We start from the raw sequence: 17,447 nt of genomic DNA on the forward strand, positions 1-17,447 counted from the left end.
GGGACCGGCCCACGCCCGCTCAACGGATTCACACTAGGGTGAATCCTCGTGCCGACTCTCACCCTGTCCCTGGAGACCGCCGACCTCAGCCGACTGCGCTGGGCCCTGTCCCCGGCCTGGGAACTGCTGGCGTCGGTCAGGGCGCTCGCCCGGCCCGCCGGCCGCGCCGTCCACATGCCATGGCTGTCCGCCCACCGAGGTGATCCACTGCTGAGCGAGCCGGTGGCCCGCGAACTGGCCGTCGCGACCCCGGGGCGGCTCCCCGGCTTCCTCGCCCCCACCCCCACCTCACCCCTGACCGACCTGGACGACGAGCTCGCCCACGTCCGCGCCACCCCGGTCGAGACCCTGAGGCACGACCTGACCGCCGTCTACGGCGACCGGCTCCCCATGATCCTCCACCCGCTCCTGCGCGCACCCCGACGCGAACTGGACGCTCTCACCGATCACCTGCACCGCTACTGGCAGCGCACCTTGGCCCCGCACTGGCCCCGCATCCGCGCCCTCCTGGAATCCGACATCCACCACCGCGCCCGCACCCTCACCGAGCGCGGACCCGCGGCCATGCTCGCCGACATCCACTCCGACCTCGCCTACGACCACAGCGCCGGCACCCTGCGCATCACGCTGCGCCACGGCGTCCCGGACCAGGCCGACCGGCGGCTGGAGGGGCGCGGCCTGGTGCTGGTGCCCTCGGCCTTCGCCTGGCCGGACCTGTACGTGAAGACCATCGAGCCGTGGACGCCGGTGATCCGCTATCCCGTCCGCGGCGTCGGCACGCTGTGGGAGGCCGCCGACACCGCCACCGACCTGGCCGCGGCCCTCGGCGCCACCCGCGCCAGGCTCCTGGACCTCCTGGAGAGTCCGGCCACCACCCTGGAACTCGCCCACCGCACCGGCCTGGTCCCCGGCGGCGTCTCCGCCCACCTCCACCGCCTCACCCGCGCCGGGCTGATCGCCCCCCACCGCGCCGGCCGCACCGTGCTGTACGCCAGAACCACCCGCGGCGAAGCCCTCTACCGCTGACTCACACCAACAGCCGCCACATCCGGGGTGCTCGTGGGTGGGGCATGCCGGAGTTGCTTCCCCATCGTCCGACCGCCTCGGTGGTGTCCCGGCGCCGCACCCTCTCCCACCCCCGGGCGCCTGGGCCGTTCCTCTGGCTCAGGCGTTTGCACGACGATGCCCTCGACTGGGGGCACGCCGGTCACTGAAGCCTGAGCACGGCTTCCGCGGTCGCCTCCGGGGTGAGTGCCGACGAGTCCAGGACGTTCTTCTCGTAGGGGCCGAGGTCGGCGAAGCCGTCGTAGATGTCGTTGAGGATCTGCCGGTCGGTGAGCGGGTGCTGGGAGCGGGACGTCCCGCGGGCGAGCGTGATGTCCCGGTCGGGCCGCAGCACCACGTAGACCAGTCCGACACCAGCGGCCTTCGCGGCTTCCTCGTACTCCTTCACGAACCACGGCCCCACCACCCCGTCGACCACGGTGTGGTAGCCCCCTGCGGCGTAGCCGGCGGCAGCCCGGGCGATCACACCCGTGACCGTCCGGTTCTGCTCGTGCGCCGCAGGCTGGTACGGCGCCAGCGCTCCTTGCTTGATAGCCGCGTAGAAGTCGTCCGTGTGCAGATGCACGCTGGGAGAGAGCTTGCTCTCGGCCAGGATGCGCGCGACGGTCGTCTTCCCCGACCCCGAAGGGCCGCTCACCAGGATGATCTTCATTCCACCCACCCTAAGAGGTCCATCTCATTCAGTGAGCCCACAGCAGAGGGTGAGGGGCCGGCGACAGTGGTGAAGACGACGTAGCCCCCTCGGCGCGCCACAAGATCAGATAGCGTGCGCGCGTATGGGTGAGCTGATAGTGATCAGGCACGGCCAGACCGAGTGGAGCGTGTCGGGCCGGCACGCCGGACGGACCGATATTCCGCTGACTGACGCGGGCGAGGCTGCGGCCAGGGCTCTTGCTCCGAGGCTGGCCCGCCGCCGTCTCGTCGCCGTGTTCAGCAGCCCGCTGAGCCGCGCCATGAAGACGGCCGAGTTGGCCGGCCTGACTGGCGTCAGGCCCGATCCCGACCTGTTGGAGTGGGACTACGGCGGCTACGAGGGCCTGACCGCCGAGCAGATCCGCGCGTCGAGGCCGGGCTGGGACCTGTGGCGCGACGGCGTCGTACCCGGCGACGCCGACCATCCCGGTGAGCGGCTCGCACAGGTGGCCGCGCGGACGGACGCGGTGTTGGACCGTGTACGTCCGCTGCTGAGCGACGGCGATGTCGCCGTCGTCGCGCACGGTCACCTGGCCCGCGTGCTCACCGTACGCTGGCTCGGCCTCGACCCGTCTGCGAGCCGACTACTCGGCCACCCTCATCCAGGCACTCTCGGCTTCCTGGCCACGGAGGACGGGCAGCCCTTCATCTCCGGCTGGAACGTTCCGTAGCGCAAGCCTGCCCGCCTCCGCGGCAGCCGGCGAGCCAGGCCATGGGAAGGACCGGGCGGGGGAGCTCGGCCCAGTCCCGGGCCTTCGTCCATTCGGCGATCCTGCGGTGGGCCGTCGCACCGGACGCCCCGGCTTGCCGGCGCTGACGTGCTGCGCTGATACGACGCTGTCACGTCCCTGTCGACTGCCTTGGCCGACCTGACACAGGCAACGGGCCCGGATCGGGGACGGCACGAATCCGCCCTAGAGCAGGACCAGAAGCAGGGCGGACCATGGCTACTGAACCTCCGGAACACCGTCTGCCCGGACGCCCGTTTCAAAACGCGTGGCGCCTTGACCGGGCGTCGGGTGGGCGCCTTGGCATGGGCGCATTGCTCGTGTTCACCGCCAGCGGCAGCGGCAGCGGCGGCGGCGACGAGGCGCCCGTCTCGTGGAAACGCCCTGCGGCACGCTGCCCAGGCCCTCGTGGAGAAGTCGGTCGGCGTCCCGCTCGTGGCGGCGGGCTCGGTGCCACGTGCGAGTCCGAGCGGGACACCCAGGACCCCGGTGAGTACGGGCGCGACGGTCTGCGGGACGGGAACGACCCGTGGGTCGGCACAACCGGTCGGGCCGGATGCGCGTCCTCCTTCGCGGAGCGACGACCGCCTGGAGGGCATCATCGACACGTTCACCGACGAGCGCAGGGGTCGGAACCGCCGGCCGGCCGGGGTCGTCCTGGTCCTGTTGGGCGTCGTGGCGGGTGTTGTGCTCACCGCCGTGTTCCTGACCGTGGTGTGGTGGCCCCGGACCGAGGTGACGTACCGCAGCGCCGCGCCCTCCTCGGTGGTCTACGCCGACGAGGCACAGCACTACCTGGAACTGGTCCACCGGCACACCCCGTCCGGGCGGGACACCTACCGGCTCGTGGCCGGCCGGTACACCGGTGCCGCCTACGGACACTGGCTGGACGTCGACACCACCGTGGCGGAGAAGGGCATCGAGTCCACGACATGGACGCAGGACGGAGTCCGCGTCCGATTCACCACGGGCCACGAGATATTCGTCCCCGCCCGTTTCTTCATGTTCGGCAGGTGAGCCCGGCGCGATCGCGCACCGTCCGTGCGGTGCGCCCGACCAGGGGGCGTCTTCGCGGGTGTTCGGGCACGCACGGGGTTCCGGCCTCCACCCCCGGACTGTAGTCGGAACAGCGCGGGGGAAAGCAGTTGCCGCACGTCGGGCGCCCTGCTCGAATCGCCCTCGTGGACACCTACTTGCAAACCGGCCGCATGACGCTTCGCCGCTTCACCGAGGCAGACGCCGACGACTTGGCCGCCTTGCACGGTCACCCCGACGTCATGCGGCACATCGACAACGGCCGTCCGGTGCCCCGGCCAGTCGTCGTGCAGCAGCAGCTCCCGCACATCCTGCGCGAGTACGACGAGCTCCCGAGCGGGCAGGGCTGCTTCGTCGCGGCGGAGAAGTCGTCCGGGAAGTTCCTCGGGTGGCTCTCACTGCGGCCCGCGACCAGCGTCGGCCTGAACGGCGGAACGGAGCTGGGCTACCGCATGCTGCCCTCCGTCTGGGGCCTGGGCTATGCCGCCGAGGGCGCGCGGGCACTGGTGCACCACGCGTTCGCCGAGCTGGAAGTGGACCTGATCGTAGCCACCACGATGACGGTCAACACCGCCTCCCGGCGCGTCATGGAAAAGGCGGGGTTGTCCTTGATCCGCACGTTCTTCGAGGAGTGGCCGGAATACATCGAGGGTGCTGAGCACGGCGACGTGGAGTACGCGATCACGCGCGACACCTGGGCTCAGCAGCACGAGGCTCAGCAGTCATAACCGGAGCCGCTCCCGGGTTCTGCGCTTCCCGGAGAGGCACTACGCCAGAGAGATCCTCCGCTGCTTCGGAGGCGGCCATCGGGCTGGTCGGAGCCGCGGTGGCCGGGGGGTCGGGGGCCGAGATGTGGAGATGGCCGTGTGCGATTCAAGGGCGGTGGATCCATGTCTGCAACGGGACGCTGACCGCACCGGTCGCGGGCCCTGGTGGGTCGTCTGCGAGGTTCTGTGGCCTGGTCCCGTCAATCTCCCCACCCTGACCGTGACGGTCGCCGACGTGCTCGGCGCACCGCGGGCCATGGCCAGCCGGTGGCGGCGCAGCCGACCGGGTGACCATCGCATCCGCCTCGTTGTCCGGACGACTGCTCCTCGCGGGGCCTCTTTCACCGGCCGGTAGTCACATGGTGCTCATGAGGGGCGTCGAGCTGTTGGCGCTACCAACCTCCTCAGATGCTGCTACGCATGAGGATCACCTCCGCGAGGCGTGGGCGGGCTGCGGCAGCCGTCTGGCCAGCGATTCTTTGGCGGGGGCCGCCACAGGCACCGACGCCCTGTCACGAGCACAAGGGGCGCGTGGGGGCGTATTGAGGTTGAGGGGAGCGTGAGGGGGGCGCGAAGCGTGTGTGCTGTGAACGGTTGTGCGCCGGGTGTGCCCCAGACGCTTCGCCCGGCCCTGCACCACCGGTTCCCACGGCGGGTGGGGCGGGCAGGGTTCCGCCGCCGGAGCGGAGCAGAGGCCGGCCCGGCGTCGGACTTGGGAGCGGAATGACGAGCGTGTCGGGGATACCAGCCGTGCCTGCCTTGTCCGGGCCGGACACCGATTCGATGTGCCGGGCCGTGGACGCCGTTCTGGAGCGGTTTCTGCAGGGCAAGGCGCGGGCCGCCGTGGGGGAGGGCCTGCCGGCGGAAGTGCCTCGTCTCCTGGCGGATTTTCTGAGGGCGGGCGGTAAGCGGGTGCGGCCCGTGCTGTGTCTGCTGGGCTGGCAGGCCGCCGGCAGATCCGGCCTCGACACAGCGGCGGTGCGGGTCGCGGCGTCGCTGGAGCTGTTCCATGCCTTCGCCCTGGTCCACGACGATCTGATGGACCACTCCGCGACCCGCCGCGGCCGGCCCACGCTCCATCACCTCCTGGCCGCCCGCCACCGGGCCGGCCGCACCGAAGTGGCGGCCGACCGGCTCGGATCGGCGGGCGCCCTGCTGGTCGGGGACGTCGCCTTGGCGTGGTCCGCCGAGCTCCTCCACACCGCCTGCCTCACCCCGTTCCAGCTGGCGGGGGCTCTCGCGCGCACGGATGCCATGCGCACGGAGGTGATGTACGGGCAGTACCTGGACCTGCTCTCCACCGGCCGTCCCGGTCCGGGAACGGACATTCCGTGGAAGGTCATCCGCTGCAAGACGGCCGGCTACACCTTCGTCCACCCCCTCTTGCTCGGGGCCGAACTCGCCGGCGCGGGCCCGGCCGTGACCGGGGCGCTGGCCGAGTACGGTCGGGCGGCGGGGGAGGCGTTCCAGCTCCGCGACGACCTGCTGGGCGTCTACGGCCACCCCGAGGAGACCGGTAAGCCGAACGCGGACGATCTGCGCGAGGGCAAGCACACCCTCCTGGCCGCTCTCGCCTACCAGCGCGCCGATCCCGTGCAGCGTGGCGTCCTCGACCGATATCTGGGGGACGCGGGCCTCGGCGAGGAGGGCGCCGCCCTCGTCCGGGAGGTGCTGGAGGCCACCGGCGCCCGAGCTGCGGTTCAGGAGACGGTGCAGAAACGTTCCTGCGATGCGCTCCGGGCACTGGACCACGTCCTGCTGCCGACGCCCGTACGGACCGCCCTCGCAGACCTCGCCGGGGCCCTGACCAACAGAACCACCTGACCAGCGCACCTGCCCCGCCGGCCCGCCCCGCAACCAAGCCCGGGCCGGCCGGCAGGCGGGGCGGGCGCGGAGGTGGGACAGCCCCCTCTCACCCGCCAGCCGCCCCCCCCGGTTCACCGGCAGCCGCCCCCCTTTCGCCATCGTCCCTCTCTCACCCGCCAGGGAGACAGCCCCCATGACATTCGCGACCTCACCGCGCGAGCCGGCCCTCGTCCGCGCGGTCGATGACTACCGCACCCGCGCCGGGACGGTCCGGCTCTGGGACGGCACTGTCCTGGCTGACCTGGTCTCCCCGCGCCACGACCTGGCGCGCCGCCCGCGGCCGTTTCCCGTGCAGCGCAACTACTTCCACACCGCCGCCCTCGAGGCCGGCGCCCGCTGGCTACGCGAGACGGTGCCCATGGAGGGGGCCGAGTACGACCGCCTGCTCGCCGAGGACGTCGGCGGGTTCGTCTCCTGGGTCTACCCCGACGCGCTTCCCGGGCAGATACGGGCGCTGATGGACTTCCATCACTGGGCGGTGTGGCTGGACGATGTCATGGACCGCAAGACCGTCCCCGAGACGAGCCTGCAGGCCTGCGACGTGCTGGAGTTGCTCGGCACGGTCGAGCTGGCCCCCTTCGACGACTTCTTCGCGCGCATGCGCGCGCACGGCCTGCACGAGGCCCATGCCGCACGGTTCCTGACGGCGATGCGTCTGTACGGGGCCTCATCACGCCGGGAGGTGCAGGCCCGCGAAGGCCACGCCGACTTCACCTCGCTCGCCCACTACATCGCCAACCGGCGGGCTTCCGCGGCGATGCCGGTGTACTTCGCGCTGATCGCCTGGATCTCCCGCGTCGACCTGCCCGCAGCCGTCTACGAGCACCCTCTCGTCGTCCGGCTGGAAAACGCCTGCTCCGACTACGCCCTCCTCTACAACGACGCCGGCTCCTTCACCAAGGAGTACCTCGCCGGCCGGAGGGAGGGCACCTGTGTACGCCTGCTCTCCCGCGAGCTGGGCCTGTCGGTCCAGGCCACCGTGTACGAGATCGCCGACATGGCCGCGGCCGCCGCCGATGACCTGGAGCGTGCCGGCGACCTCGTCGACGACAGTGATCTGCCCGGCCCCGTACGCGAGCAGGTCCACCGCTACGCCGACGGCCTGCGCAAGTTCACCGGCGGCGTCAACCACTGGAGCAACCACACCCTGCGCTACGCCATCGGCCAGCCCTTCACGGACACGCCGCCCGTCTCGCGTGCCGGCGACGTCCACCACCTGCGCACCGCAACCGCATGACCGCGTACAACCGACACCGCCGGTGCCGGTGCCGGTGCCGGTGGCGGTGGACGGGGGGTGTCCAGTGAACCGGACGCCGGTGCGCGCGCTGTGCCCACCCGGACGAGCCGTACCCCTCTCCCTAATCGCTTCGGAACTTCACGACAGGCGGTGTCCCATGTCCGTGGCCCACGGGTGGCCGGCCGAAACCGCGACCCGCGTCCAGGCGGCACTGACTGCCGCCGCACGAGAGCTGTCAGCGCTCGATGCCCGTCTGGAGCACTACCGGGTGCCGGAGGGAGGGTATGAGGCGCTGACCGGCCGCCCGGGGACGGAGGTGTTCAGTCTGGAGGCTCGGATCGGCCCGGCCCACCGCAGGCCCGGATACACGATGTGGGCAGTGCTGCAGGTCTTCGACCCGGCCCAGCCGAACCTGGCCCTGCTCAAGGTGCTGGAGCGCAGGGACGCCGACGGGATGCCGGACGAGGACATCAAACGCCCCCTCTACAACACCGATCTCGACCGGCGGCTCTGCCGAAGGTTCATCCCCGCGTGCAACACCGCGCTCGCCCGCCTCGACCCCGAGGGCCAGGGCCGGGGCCTGCACGTGGACTGCTACCACGGCCATGTCGCACCCAGCGACCTGATCACGGCCGCCGGGCTGGCGCTGGAGCAGTTCCGGGACTTCCGCCGACAGGGACAGCCGGCCCTGATCTGGGCGGACTTCCACGACCCGGTCGCCGTCACCCTGGTACGGCTCCTGAGGCGTCTGACCGCCCGCCATGACACCACCATGCTTGCCCGCACCCCCACCCCCTCCCGGACGCAGGTCCTGCTCGGCGGACCGGACACGATCTACCGGGTCGCCGGCATGTCGAGCGCCGTCGACGAGGGCATCACCATCGCCCGCCGCTACCTCACCACCCCGGCCCACGGCAAAAGGGCCAGCCCCTGACCGGACCCCAGCGGCCCTCCCACCACCTTGTCCCGCCGGCGAGGAGTTCCGGGACGGCCCTTCGGCGGCAAGCGCCGGTCCGTACCGGCCGCACCCGCCCCACCACCCCGCAAGACCCATCAGGCGGATGAGGCGCCGCGCACGGCGCCCGCCGGAGCGCGAAGGAGCAAGCCATGCCCGAGTGGAAGAAATGGGTACTGAAGGAGACCGGCCGCCAGGAACGCCCCTACCAGGTCCAGGGCGCGCCCCTGCCCTACCCGCAGGGCTGGCACATGATGGCCGCCTCCAGCGACCTGGCGCCGGGTGGGATCATCACGCGCCGCCTCATGGGCAAGGACGTCGTGCTCTACCGCACCCGAAGCGGTCTGCTGCGGGCCATCACCCCGCACTGCCCGCACTTGGGCGCTCACCTCGGCTGCAACAGCACCCTGGAGGGCGAGGACATCGTCTGTCCCTTCCACCGCTTTGCCTTCGCACCCGATGGCAGCCTCGCCCGCCCCGGCCCCGGCTACACCGGAGCCCCGGTGCGGGGGCGACTGGGGCAGTACCCGGTTCGGGAGAGCGACGGGGCGGTCTTCGTGTGGGGCTCCGGCACGGACGCGATGGGCACCCCCACCTGGGAGGTCCCGCAACTCCTGCCGGCCGGGATGGCCCCTCCCCGGTTCACGGTCTTCGACCTCGACGGCCATCCGCAGGAGATCGGCGAGAACGGCGTGGACACCGGCCACTTGCGCGGCCTGCACGGCTGGCAGGACACCGAAATCCTGCACCCGCCCAAGGAAGAAGGCCACCACTATTCCATCGGGCTACGCGTCTCACGGCAATTCCCGCCCTTCGGCGTCGTGAGCAGCGAGACCGAACTCGGCCTGTACGGCCTGGGAATCTGGCGCGTTCACGTCCAGGTACCCGCCGCCAACCTGGAAATTGTGATGCTCGTCTTCCCGCGACCGGTCGAACCCTGGCGCGTGCACCTGACGGTCGGTCTCGTCACCCGACTGCGCAGGACCCCCGGAGGCTGGAGCAGGAACATCCCCCAGGGCATGCTCGACGTAGTGGGCAGCGCGATCTCATCCATCAACACCCGCGCAGTGCTGCGGGATCTCGCCCTGGACTTCCCCATATGGAGCCACAAGGAGTACACCAGCCCCCCACTCATCGCGAAGGGTGACGGCCCGATCGGCTCCTACCGCAAATGGTGCCGACAGTTCTATCCGGAACAGCCGCACACAACCAAGCCCTGACCACATCCGCTGAGACGACTGACAGCGAGACCACCGAGGTGGCACCGGCCCCGGCGCCGACCCCCACCACCAGGGCAGGGGGTCACATTTCGGCCTCACCCTCGAACTGGAACCGTAGGTCCCGGCCTTCGAGCGCGCCCGCCCCTGCCGTGCGGAAGTCGCGCCGGGGCCGCTGCTCGCTGAGGCGGCCGGGGGCCTGCGCCGGTTCGCGCTGCCTACTACAGGTCCTGCGCGAGACGGATCCTGATCACGTCCTGCTCGACGGGACGCTTGCCGAGTGCGACCGCGTCGGCGACAGCCGGGCCGCCTTCTCCCAGAAGCACCGCCGTCACGGCGTGAACGTGCAGGTCGTGGCCGATCCCACCGGCAAGCTGCTGGGGATCTCGCCCGCGCTCCCCGGCCGGCACTCACGACCTGACCGCGGCCCGCGCCCACCGTGCCGGGGCTGCTGCAGCCCCAACCGAATGCCCGTCCTCACCGCAGCCATCCGCACCCTGGAACGTCAACGCTGCCGAGGCTCATTGCCGTTCCACGGTGAGGGCGGGTCGGCACTGGTTGTCATCCAGTGAGGACCGTCTCAAGACCAGACAAGTCGACCTTCGGTGAACCGACAGACCGGCGAGCTTCCATCGGCGATCCTCGTCAGCGTCTCCGCGACCGAGTCGAAATACCGGGCCATCGACTCGTACTCGCCCGTGACCGACGTCTCACCCACGAACCAGCTGCCGACACGCCCGTCCCGCACATCGATGAACTTTCCCCTCCAGCCGTCCTGGTCCGACAGGAACGGGATCCACTCGTTACGCCAGAACGGGTAGTCCGGCTGGTCCAGAGGGTCGAATCCGCAGGACGTGGAGCGGTTCGCGTAAAGCCTCTCCATTGCCCGGATACCCAGAAAGAAGCTTCCCTCGTCGGGGAACCCGTCGAAGCCGCAGCACATCACGTCGTCGTCGAAATCTTCCTCCGACAGATCCAGATTGTTCTGCAACAGCCACATCCGCAGGTCCCCGTGCAGGGAGATCCCCATCCGCTCTTCGGCTGCCGCGAGCATCTGTTCCGTAGCGGGCCCCGGCAGATCCGCGTGATCGGCCGGCGCGTGCTCCGAAAGAAGACCCATCACACGCGACCAACTCGCAGCCACACTCATCATCTTCTGCCCTCTGCCCTCTGGCCTCTCTCCAGGCATGTCTCCGTCCGACTACGCCACCGCGGAGGTCGAGAAGTACCGGCCGGAGAACCTTGCCGGCATAGTACTTCGAGCGTGCGTTCCATCCCTTCCCACGCTCATCTTCCGCCCCGAAGCGCAGGGTCGGCCCCTCAGTGAAGTGACCGCCCGCAATCTGACGCTGTGCTGGTCGCAGCAGCTCCCGCACGACTGCGGCCTGACGGCCGGGCAGCCGGCTTCGGCGCTGCACGTACTCGACGAGATGCGTACCGAGGTCGTGTACGGGCACCATCCGGACCTGTTGCGCGCCCGGTCACCGGAGCCGCCGAGTCCGGAGCGGGCGCTGACGGTGGCCCACTACAAGACCGCGACCTACACCGTGGAGCGGCCGCTGCACCTGGGCGCGGTCCTGGCGGCGCATGACCCGTCGGTCACCCGTGGGCTGTCCCCGTTCGCCCTGCCGCTGGGTGAGGCGTTCCAGTTGGGGTCAGCCGAACTCCCCTACCCGTGAGCGCTTCGGCGGGGAGTGGCGACCATGACCAGGTCCCGGGGTGTGAGCAGCGCACTGAAGCGGGGGCGCGCGGGAGCGCGACCGGGCGCCGGGCGCAGTTTCCAGCGGGGGACGATGACGGACAGAGCGGTGGTCATCTCGGCGAGGGCGAAGTTGTCGCCGATGCACCGGCGGCGGCCGGTGAGGAAGGGGAGGTAGGCCTGGCGCGCGGCCGGCGTGGGCGGGGCGTTCCAGCGGTCCGGGTCAAAGGCGTTCGGGCGGGGGAAGACGGCCGGGTCGTGGTGGAGCTGGTAGGCGCTGAAGAGGAAGTCCGTCCCGGCGGCGAACCGGTGACCGCCCAGCTCCACGTCCTCGGCAGCCACCCGGGACAGGATCCACACGACGGGGTAGAGCCGCATGGTCTCGAGGAGGACGTTGCGGGTCACCGGCAGGTGCCGGAAGTCCTCCTGCCGGGCGGGGCGTCCCTCCAGGACGGTCTCCAGCTCCTGCACCAGGCGGCGTTCCACCTCCGGGTGACGTGCCAGCAGGTGGAAGACCCATGCCAGGGTCGTGGCCGTGGTCTCGCCGCCCGCGAGGAGCAGGGTGACGACCTGGTCCCGGAGCTCGGCGTCGCTGAAGACGTCCCCGTCGGCGTCCGTGCCCAGCAGCGCGGTCATCAGGCGGCTGCGGTCCGTGCCGGAGGAACGCGAGGCCTCGATGGTCCGTCCGGCCAGCGCGCGTATCTGCCGGCAAGCCTCGTCGAAGCGCCGGTTGCCGGGCAGGGGCAGCCGGTCCACGAACGGGAACACCGAGCGGACCGCCGTCCCGTCCACGAGGGCCTTCGTCTGCGCGGCGAGCCGCCGGCCGTCGGGCAGGCCGGCTGCGGGGAACAGGACGCGCCCGAGAACACCCCCGGCCAGGCCGTGCATGGCGTCCAGGACGGGGATCTCCTGCCCCGGCCGCCAGCGGGCGGCCAGCGCGCTGCTCTCCTCCTGTATCGCCTCGCCGTAGGCGGTGATCTGCGCGGTGGAGAACGCCGGTTGCATCAGTCGGCGCTGCCGCCGCTGATCGGCGTGCAGCGCGGTGACCAGGCCGTTCCCGGCGTACTGGCGAGCCCTCTCGAACAGGGGACCACCCTTGTCGAAGCTCTCGGCCCGCCCGACCAGGACCTCGCCGACCAGCTGCGGCGCACACACCAGGTGGAGCCGCCTGGGGCCGATATCCACCCGCACGACGTCGCCGGCGGCCCGGCACGCCGCCAGCCAGCGGGCCGGATCCCGGACCAGGGTCGGTGCGTGGCCGAGGACCGGCCACGCACCGGGCGCCCTGGGCAGCTGCGGCAGTAAGGAGGCGGACGACATGGGCTCCCACCCTCAGGACGTCGAAGGGGCAACGGTCAGGTTGGTCTCGTGCCGTCCCGGCACGTGTGATCGCACGACGAGGATGGCACGAAAGCAAGCCGATGATCCATGAGTCGGGGAGATCCGCGTCGCCGGCAACCGGCAACCGGCAACCGGCAACCGGCTCTGGCCCGCTCGCGGGGCGGGGGAGGGGGCGTTGATGCCCCGGCTGACCGTACCGGGCAACGAGGCCGCTGGCCGGTCTGTTGGGCGATGCGAGGACGGCGGAGCAGCCGCGGCCGGGGTCGGCGGCCTGCACGCGACGCTGGAGTCGGCGCGCCCCCGACCGCTGGCCGCGATCCGGGGCGGCCCAGTCGTGCTCCCTGCATGACCTCCGACACCCGGTGCAAAGTCCGCTTTCGCCACATGTCCTGCGGTGCGTTGCGGAGTCAGTCGCTGGTGGAGTCGCGGAGCTGTTCGGCCGCGGTGCGGTAGGCGTCGGTGGCGCGGGTGAAGTAGTCGAACAGGACTTCCAGCTGCTGGGGTGTGTAGCCGCTGAGGAGCTCGCCGATCTGCTGCCGTGCGGGCGCCATGACCTCGTCGAGGCCGGCCGGCTGTCCGACGGGTTCGACGATCACCTTCCGGCGGTCTCCGGGAGAGGGGGCACGGCGCACGTATCCGGCCGCCTCCAGCCGGTCGATCAGCCGCGTGGTGGGACCGGTCGTCAGACCGGTTCGCGCGCCGAGTTCTCCGGGGGTCATCGGCCCGGCCAGGTCCAGCACGTTCAGCGCGTAGAGGTCGGTGGCGCCCAGCGCGCACGCCCGGGCGCTGGCATGCCCGTGGAGCATGACGGCACTGACGTACCGGCGGTAGGCCTCGCCGGCCCCGGGCGGCATGGCATGCGTTGACATGAACTCCCCCACTCCCTAATCTCTTCTCCGGAGAAGATACTTCTTTGGAGAAGTTCCATTGCGCAAGAAGTATCTTCTCCTGTGAAGTTACCATGGGAGACCCGTGAGCACCGACGCCGCCCAGACCGACCACGCGGCAGCGATCCAGGCCGCACAGCCGCCCGAGCCCCGACCCCGGGAACGGGTCACCGGGCCTGGCGCTGCATGCTCAAGCGGACCCTCGGCTTCGCGGCCCTCCGCGCCGCCGCCGGCCGCTCGACGCAACCTCCGATGTCCACCCATGCCACCGGTCACGCCGACTGGACGCAGGTGCCCGCCACCGTGACCGCCACCCCCGCCGGCACGGCAGACGCCAAGGACCAAAGCAATATCTGCGCCACTCCGGCCGCCCTCGCCGATGCCTGGGGCCGGGGCGACGCACCGCCTACGCGGACCAGTTCACCCGACGCCACCTACGCCCACCCGCGTGGGCATCCACTACCAGGGGCGGCCGCGACATCGCCGACGCCCACCGTGCCTTGTCCGACGGCTTCGTCAAGGGCACCTGCGTTTCCACGGCCCCGACGCAGCCGTGGTGCAGTCGCGACCACACCTATGACGGCACCGAACCCACCGCCGACGAGCTGACCAAAACCCAGACCTACCCACTGGTCCGCGCGAACGACGCCCACTGGCGCATGGCGCATTGCCGCCTTCCACAACACCGAACGCCGGAGCGTCCTGGAGCGCATCTCCTCGAAGTGACCGTCCCTCTCCCACCTCGCACGAAGGACAAAGACGCGACATGACGACCAGCCGGCCCACCCCGCCCAACCGCCCCGAGGACACCGCCGCCATCCACGCCCTTCTCCGGCGCAGCGTCGCCGCCTGGTCCGTAGGCGACGGCGCCGCCTACGGAGCCTGCTTCACCCCCGACGCCACCGACCTCACCTACGCGGGCACCCTCTACCGCGGCGCCGCGGAGATCGGCCGCGCCCACCAAGCCCTGTTCGACAGCTTCCTCAAGGCCACCCGACTCGACCTCGACGTGACGGACTTGCGCTTCTACGGCCCCGACACCGCAGTGGTGGTGACGCGCGGCGACGTCCGCAAGCGCGGCGCCAAGCCCGGCCGACCCGGCAAACTCGCCACCTACACCCTCGTCCGCGACAGCGACGGCCAGTGGCGCATCGCCGCCGTGCAGAAGACCCGACACAAGCGTCTCCTGGAGGCACTCTCCTTCCGAGCCCAGCCCGCCACCCGCCCCAGTCCGCGCTGACACCTGACACCCGACAGACCCACCCCTCGCGCCACCCGGCACGCAAGGGACCCGAAAACATGAACGCCCTGCCCGCCGACGAACGCCCCACCGTGCTGGTCACCGGGGCGGGCTGCCCCGCCACCGGTTCCGGCCGGTACGGCAGCACGACGGGCGACTCCCCCTGCTGATGTCACACCCTCCTTCCGCTGGGCAGAACGAGCGGCCGGGGGTCGCCGAAGCTGCGCACCCCTCGCATAGTGCCTAGTGCCTAGTGCACTGACCGGGTTGGTTCGCCGGGTTGGTGGTCGGGGCGGTTGGATATGCGGTGACGTCCGATCCGACCGCTGGAGGCGTGGCGGCTGAGCCCGTCAGAGTGCGCAGACCGACCGACGAGGAAGGCCGGCGGCTGCAGCAGATCGTGCGCCGGGGCAGCACCAGTTCGGTGCGCTACCGGCGCGCGATGATGCTGCTGGCCTCGGCCGGCGGGAACCGCGTCCCGGTGATCGCCCATCTGGTCCAGGCCGATGAGGACACGTCCGCGACGTAATCCACGAGTTCAATGAGATCGGCTTGGCCTGCTTGGACCCTCGGTGGGCGGGAGGCCGTCCCCGCCTGCTCAGTCCTGACGGCGAGGACTTCGTCGTCCAGACGGCCACCACTCGACCGGCCAAGCGCGGCCAGCCCTTCACCCGCTGGTCGATCCGCAAGCTCGCCGCCCACCTGTGCCGCGTTCACGGCCGGGGCATCCGCATCGGCCGCGAGGCCTTACGCTGCCTGCTCGCCCGCCGCGGCATCACCTTCCAACGCACCAAGAACTGGAAGGAGTCCCCGGACCCCGACCGCGACGCGAAGCTGGACCGTATCGAGGAGGTCCTGGATCGCTTCCCGGACCGGGTCTTCGCCTTCGACGAGTTCGGGCCACTCGGCATCCGACCCACAGCCGGCACGGGCTGAGCCGCTGCCGGCCACCCCGAACGGCACCCAGCGACCTACCACCGCACCCACGGGATACGGTACTTCCACGGCTGCTACTCGGTAGGCGACGACACCCTCTGGGGTGTCAACCGCCGCAAGAAGGGCGCCGCGAACACCCTGACCGCACTGAAGTCGATCCGCGCCGCCCGACCCGACGGCGCACCCATCTACGTGATCCTGGACAACCTGTCCGTCGCTCACAAGGGAGAGAAGATCCGCCGCTGGGCGAACAAGCAACGCGTCGAGCTCTGCTTCACCCCGACCTACGCGTCCCGGGCGAACCCGATCGAGGCCCACTTCGGGCCGCTGCGGCAGTTCACGGTCGCCAACTCGAACCATCGTGACCACACCGTGCAGACCCGGCCCTGCACGCCTACCTGCGCTGGCGCAACAACGCACGACACCCCGACGTCCTCGCAGCCCAACGCCGTGAGCGCGCCCGCATCCGCAGCGAGAGGGGCATCCGCTGGGGCGGACGACCTCTCGCCTCTGCAGCCTGACCTACCGCGCGGCCCGCAAGGCCGCCGCGATCTGAGCGACGTCCAGGTCGACGACGACTTCCTCTCCGTCCCACACGCCGCGCGAGGTGATCGCATGGCCGATGAAGGCCAGCTCGGCAGCATCGTCACGAAGTTCGTACTCTTCGCGGCTCTCCTCTCCGACCCTCCCCAGTTCCTCGCGATCCCAGGCAGCGACCGCGGACTCAGCCACGGCCCGAGGCAACCGCACGCTGATCCGACTGATCCGGGGATCGAGATGAGCCCCGACGGCCGCCAGCACGGTCCGGTCCTGCTGATACCTCACATGCTGCTCACGATCTTCCACCAGCCGAGGGTACTCATGCCGAATCGAGGCCGGGTTCCAAACCCGGTGAACGTATGCGGTCAGGGCACTGGGTAGTGGTCGAAGGAGCGGTTCTCCTGTATGAGGATGACGATGTGGTCCACGTCCTCGACGGTGCCCGTGCGGTAGTGCGGGTCGATCTCCGTGGCCCGCGCGATGCTGGCCCCCAGCACGGACAACGCCGTAGATTCCCCGGGCACCTTCAAGAACCCACGCCGGCCGTAACCAGTCCACGCACTGCCCCTCTTCGCGCCGTGGACCCGACCTCGCAGCGGTAGCGCAGCCGCACTGCTCATTCGGCCAGGTAGGCCACAGCCTCACCGCAGAAGCCTTCCGTCAACGCCGCCACGCACCGCACGGTTGGCGAGGACGCCGGCAACCCGAGGGAAGCCCCCTCGCACCCGAGCGCGATCGCCGCGCGCGCGGCCCCGTACCCGTGCGGCCGGGCCTCCGGATTCGGCGGCTGCGCTTGCGGCTATGCGGTCCCAGCGGATGGCGGCGGTGCCGATCGAGCACGTGGCGACCGCGCTCGGCACCAGTGAGGCCGCGGCCCGCCGCCACCTCAGCGACTATCTCCACCGCCGACCAACGTGCCCTCCGCAGCGATGGCACGGTCCAGGTGAGCGCGCGGCTGGTCCAGGCGGGCGAGGGCTCCGTCCGCGACGTGATCCATCGCTTCAACGAGATCGGGGGGCTCGCATGCCTCAGCGCTCAGTGAGCGGGGGAGCCGTTCCCGCCTGCTCAACCGTGACGACGAGGACTTCGTTGCCGGCGCTACGCCCAGTGGGAGCAGGCCGGCACCGGGGCCGCACCCCTGTGCGAGGTCCAGGTCCGCAACGGCGCGGTGGGCACCGTGAAGTGGACGGTGTCGGTCGACTCCACCGCCGCGAGGGCTCACCGGCACGCGGCCGTGGCCC

General features: G+C 70.9%; 16 protein-coding genes and 2 pseudogenes. 12 read left to right on the forward strand and 6 right to left on the reverse strand.

Annotated elements, in window-relative coordinates:
- Window positions 1-48 precede the first annotated feature (48 nt).
- Entirely contained in the window at window positions 49-1,026 is a 978-nt protein-coding gene (locus tag ACZ6Y1_RS24750; protein WP_469633715.1) for a DUF5937 family protein, read from the forward strand.
- Between the two features lie 181 nt (window positions 1,027-1,207).
- Here ACZ6Y1_RS24750 and ACZ6Y1_RS24755 read toward each other — a convergent pair whose 3' ends face one another.
- A complete protein-coding gene (locus ACZ6Y1_RS24755) occupies window positions 1,208-1,717 on the reverse strand; it encodes an AAA family ATPase (RefSeq protein ID WP_469633718.1) in 510 nt (169 codons plus the stop codon).
- A 124-nt stretch (window positions 1,718-1,841) separates the two neighbouring features.
- Between ACZ6Y1_RS24755 and ACZ6Y1_RS24760 the strand changes: the two genes are divergently transcribed.
- The 8 genes and pseudogenes from ACZ6Y1_RS24760 to ACZ6Y1_RS24795 all read left to right on the forward strand — a co-directional run.
- Window positions 1,842-2,429 (forward strand): histidine phosphatase family protein, encoded by a 588-nt coding sequence (locus tag ACZ6Y1_RS24760; RefSeq protein WP_469633720.1) that lies wholly within the window; start codon window positions 1,842-1,844, stop codon window positions 2,427-2,429.
- Between the two features lie 732 nt (window positions 2,430-3,161).
- Entirely contained in the window at window positions 3,162-3,503 is a 342-nt protein-coding gene (locus ACZ6Y1_RS24765; RefSeq protein WP_469633723.1) for a hypothetical protein, read from the forward strand.
- A gap of 191 nt (window positions 3,504-3,694) precedes the next feature.
- Window positions 3,695-4,249: a GNAT family N-acetyltransferase gene (locus ACZ6Y1_RS24770; RefSeq protein WP_469633726.1), complete on the forward strand. Its 555-nt coding sequence runs from the start codon at window positions 3,695-3,697 to the stop codon at window positions 4,247-4,249.
- Between the two features lie 789 nt (window positions 4,250-5,038).
- Window positions 5,039-6,112 carry a polyprenyl synthetase family protein gene (locus ACZ6Y1_RS24775; RefSeq protein WP_469633729.1) on the forward strand — a complete coding sequence of 358 codons (1,074 nt, stop codon included), beginning with the start codon at window positions 5,039-5,041 and terminating at the stop codon, window positions 6,110-6,112.
- A 175-nt stretch (window positions 6,113-6,287) separates the two neighbouring features.
- Window positions 6,288-7,391: a terpene synthase family protein gene (locus ACZ6Y1_RS24780; protein WP_469633732.1), complete on the forward strand. Its 1,104-nt coding sequence runs from the start codon at window positions 6,288-6,290 to the stop codon at window positions 7,389-7,391.
- A 157-nt stretch (window positions 7,392-7,548) separates the two neighbouring features.
- Window positions 7,549-8,325, forward strand: coding sequence for a hypothetical protein (locus tag ACZ6Y1_RS24785; RefSeq protein WP_469633735.1), 777 nt, complete (start codon window positions 7,549-7,551; stop codon window positions 8,323-8,325).
- Window positions 8,326-8,498: 173 nt separating this feature from the next.
- Window positions 8,499-9,566, forward strand: a complete 1,068-nt coding sequence (locus ACZ6Y1_RS24790) for a Rieske 2Fe-2S domain-containing protein (RefSeq protein WP_469633739.1) — start codon at window positions 8,499-8,501, stop codon at window positions 9,564-9,566.
- Window positions 9,567-9,781: 215 nt separating this feature from the next.
- A pseudogene (locus tag ACZ6Y1_RS24795) lies at window positions 9,782-10,004 on the forward strand (transposase family protein); the annotation flags it as partial.
- 139 nt (window positions 10,005-10,143) lie between these two features.
- On the opposite strand, the gene ACZ6Y1_RS24800 reads toward ACZ6Y1_RS24795, so the two are convergent.
- Complete coding sequence (locus tag ACZ6Y1_RS24800; RefSeq protein WP_469634061.1) at window positions 10,144-10,713, reverse strand: SMI1/KNR4 family protein; 570 nt, start codon at window positions 10,711-10,713, stop codon at window positions 10,144-10,146.
- A 178-nt stretch (window positions 10,714-10,891) separates the two neighbouring features.
- On the opposite strand from ACZ6Y1_RS24800, the gene ACZ6Y1_RS24805 reads away from it, so the two are divergent.
- Window positions 10,892-11,242, forward strand: a complete 351-nt coding sequence (locus ACZ6Y1_RS24805; protein ID WP_469633742.1) for a polyprenyl synthetase family protein — start codon at window positions 10,892-10,894, stop codon at window positions 11,240-11,242.
- On the opposite strand, the gene ACZ6Y1_RS24810 is transcribed toward ACZ6Y1_RS24805, so the two are convergent.
- Window positions 11,233-12,582, reverse strand: a complete 1,350-nt coding sequence (locus tag ACZ6Y1_RS24810) for a cytochrome P450 (RefSeq protein WP_469633745.1) — start codon at window positions 12,580-12,582, stop codon at window positions 11,233-11,235. The genes ACZ6Y1_RS24805 and ACZ6Y1_RS24810 overlap by 10 nt on opposite strands.
- 428 nt (window positions 12,583-13,010) lie before the next feature.
- Window positions 13,011-13,472, reverse strand: a complete 462-nt coding sequence (locus tag ACZ6Y1_RS24815) for a MarR family winged helix-turn-helix transcriptional regulator (RefSeq protein WP_469633749.1) — start codon at window positions 13,470-13,472, stop codon at window positions 13,011-13,013.
- 784 nt (window positions 13,473-14,256) lie between these two features.
- Here ACZ6Y1_RS24815 and ACZ6Y1_RS24820 point away from each other — a divergent pair.
- A complete protein-coding gene (locus ACZ6Y1_RS24820) occupies window positions 14,257-14,730 on the forward strand; it encodes an SgcJ/EcaC family oxidoreductase (RefSeq protein WP_469633753.1) in 474 nt (157 codons plus the stop codon).
- Window positions 14,731-15,064: 334 nt separating this feature from the next.
- A pseudogene (locus ACZ6Y1_RS24825) lies at window positions 15,065-16,187 on the forward strand (IS630 family transposase).
- A 1-nt stretch (window position 16,188) separates the two neighbouring features.
- Here ACZ6Y1_RS24825 and ACZ6Y1_RS24830 read toward each other — a convergent pair.
- Window positions 16,189-16,512, reverse strand: coding sequence for a hypothetical protein (locus tag ACZ6Y1_RS24830; protein ID WP_469633756.1), 324 nt, complete (start codon window positions 16,510-16,512; stop codon window positions 16,189-16,191).
- A gap of 59 nt (window positions 16,513-16,571) precedes the next feature.
- On the reverse strand, window positions 16,572-16,703 hold the full coding sequence (locus ACZ6Y1_RS24835; protein WP_469633760.1) for a hypothetical protein: 132 nt from the start codon (window positions 16,701-16,703) through the stop codon (window positions 16,572-16,574).
- Window positions 16,704-17,447 lie beyond the last annotated feature (744 nt).

This window comes from Streptomyces sp. NPDC053432 (genome assembly GCF_055585365.1).

What these genes read in the sequence shown, in the direction of transcription:
- ACZ6Y1_RS24755 (WP_469633718.1), bottom strand. Translation starts at nt 1,717, where the DNA reads ATGAAGATCATCCTGGTGAGCGGCCCTTCGGGGTCGGGGAAGACGACC.
- ACZ6Y1_RS24760 (WP_469633720.1), top strand. Translation starts at nt 1,842, where the DNA reads ATGGGTGAGCTGATAGTGATCAGGCACGGCCAGACCGAGTGGAGCGTG.
- ACZ6Y1_RS24770 (WP_469633726.1), top strand. Translation starts at nt 3,695, where the DNA reads ATGACGCTTCGCCGCTTCACCGAGGCAGACGCCGACGACTTGGCCGCC.
- ACZ6Y1_RS24780 (WP_469633732.1), top strand. Translation starts at nt 6,288, where the DNA reads ATGACATTCGCGACCTCACCGCGCGAGCCGGCCCTCGTCCGCGCGGTC.
- ACZ6Y1_RS24785 (WP_469633735.1), top strand. Translation starts at nt 7,549, where the DNA reads ATGTCCGTGGCCCACGGGTGGCCGGCCGAAACCGCGACCCGCGTCCAG.
- ACZ6Y1_RS24790 (WP_469633739.1), top strand. Translation starts at nt 8,499, where the DNA reads ATGCCCGAGTGGAAGAAATGGGTACTGAAGGAGACCGGCCGCCAGGAA.
- ACZ6Y1_RS24800 (WP_469634061.1), bottom strand. Translation starts at nt 10,713, where the DNA reads ATGAGTGTGGCTGCGAGTTGGTCGCGTGTGATGGGTCTTCTTTCGGAG.
- ACZ6Y1_RS24810 (WP_469633745.1), bottom strand. Translation starts at nt 12,582, where the DNA reads ATGTCGTCCGCCTCCTTACTGCCGCAGCTGCCCAGGGCGCCCGGTGCG.
- ACZ6Y1_RS24815 (WP_469633749.1), bottom strand. Translation starts at nt 13,472, where the DNA reads ATGTCAACGCATGCCATGCCGCCCGGGGCCGGCGAGGCCTACCGCCGG.
- ACZ6Y1_RS24820 (WP_469633753.1), top strand. Translation starts at nt 14,257, where the DNA reads ATGACGACCAGCCGGCCCACCCCGCCCAACCGCCCCGAGGACACCGCC.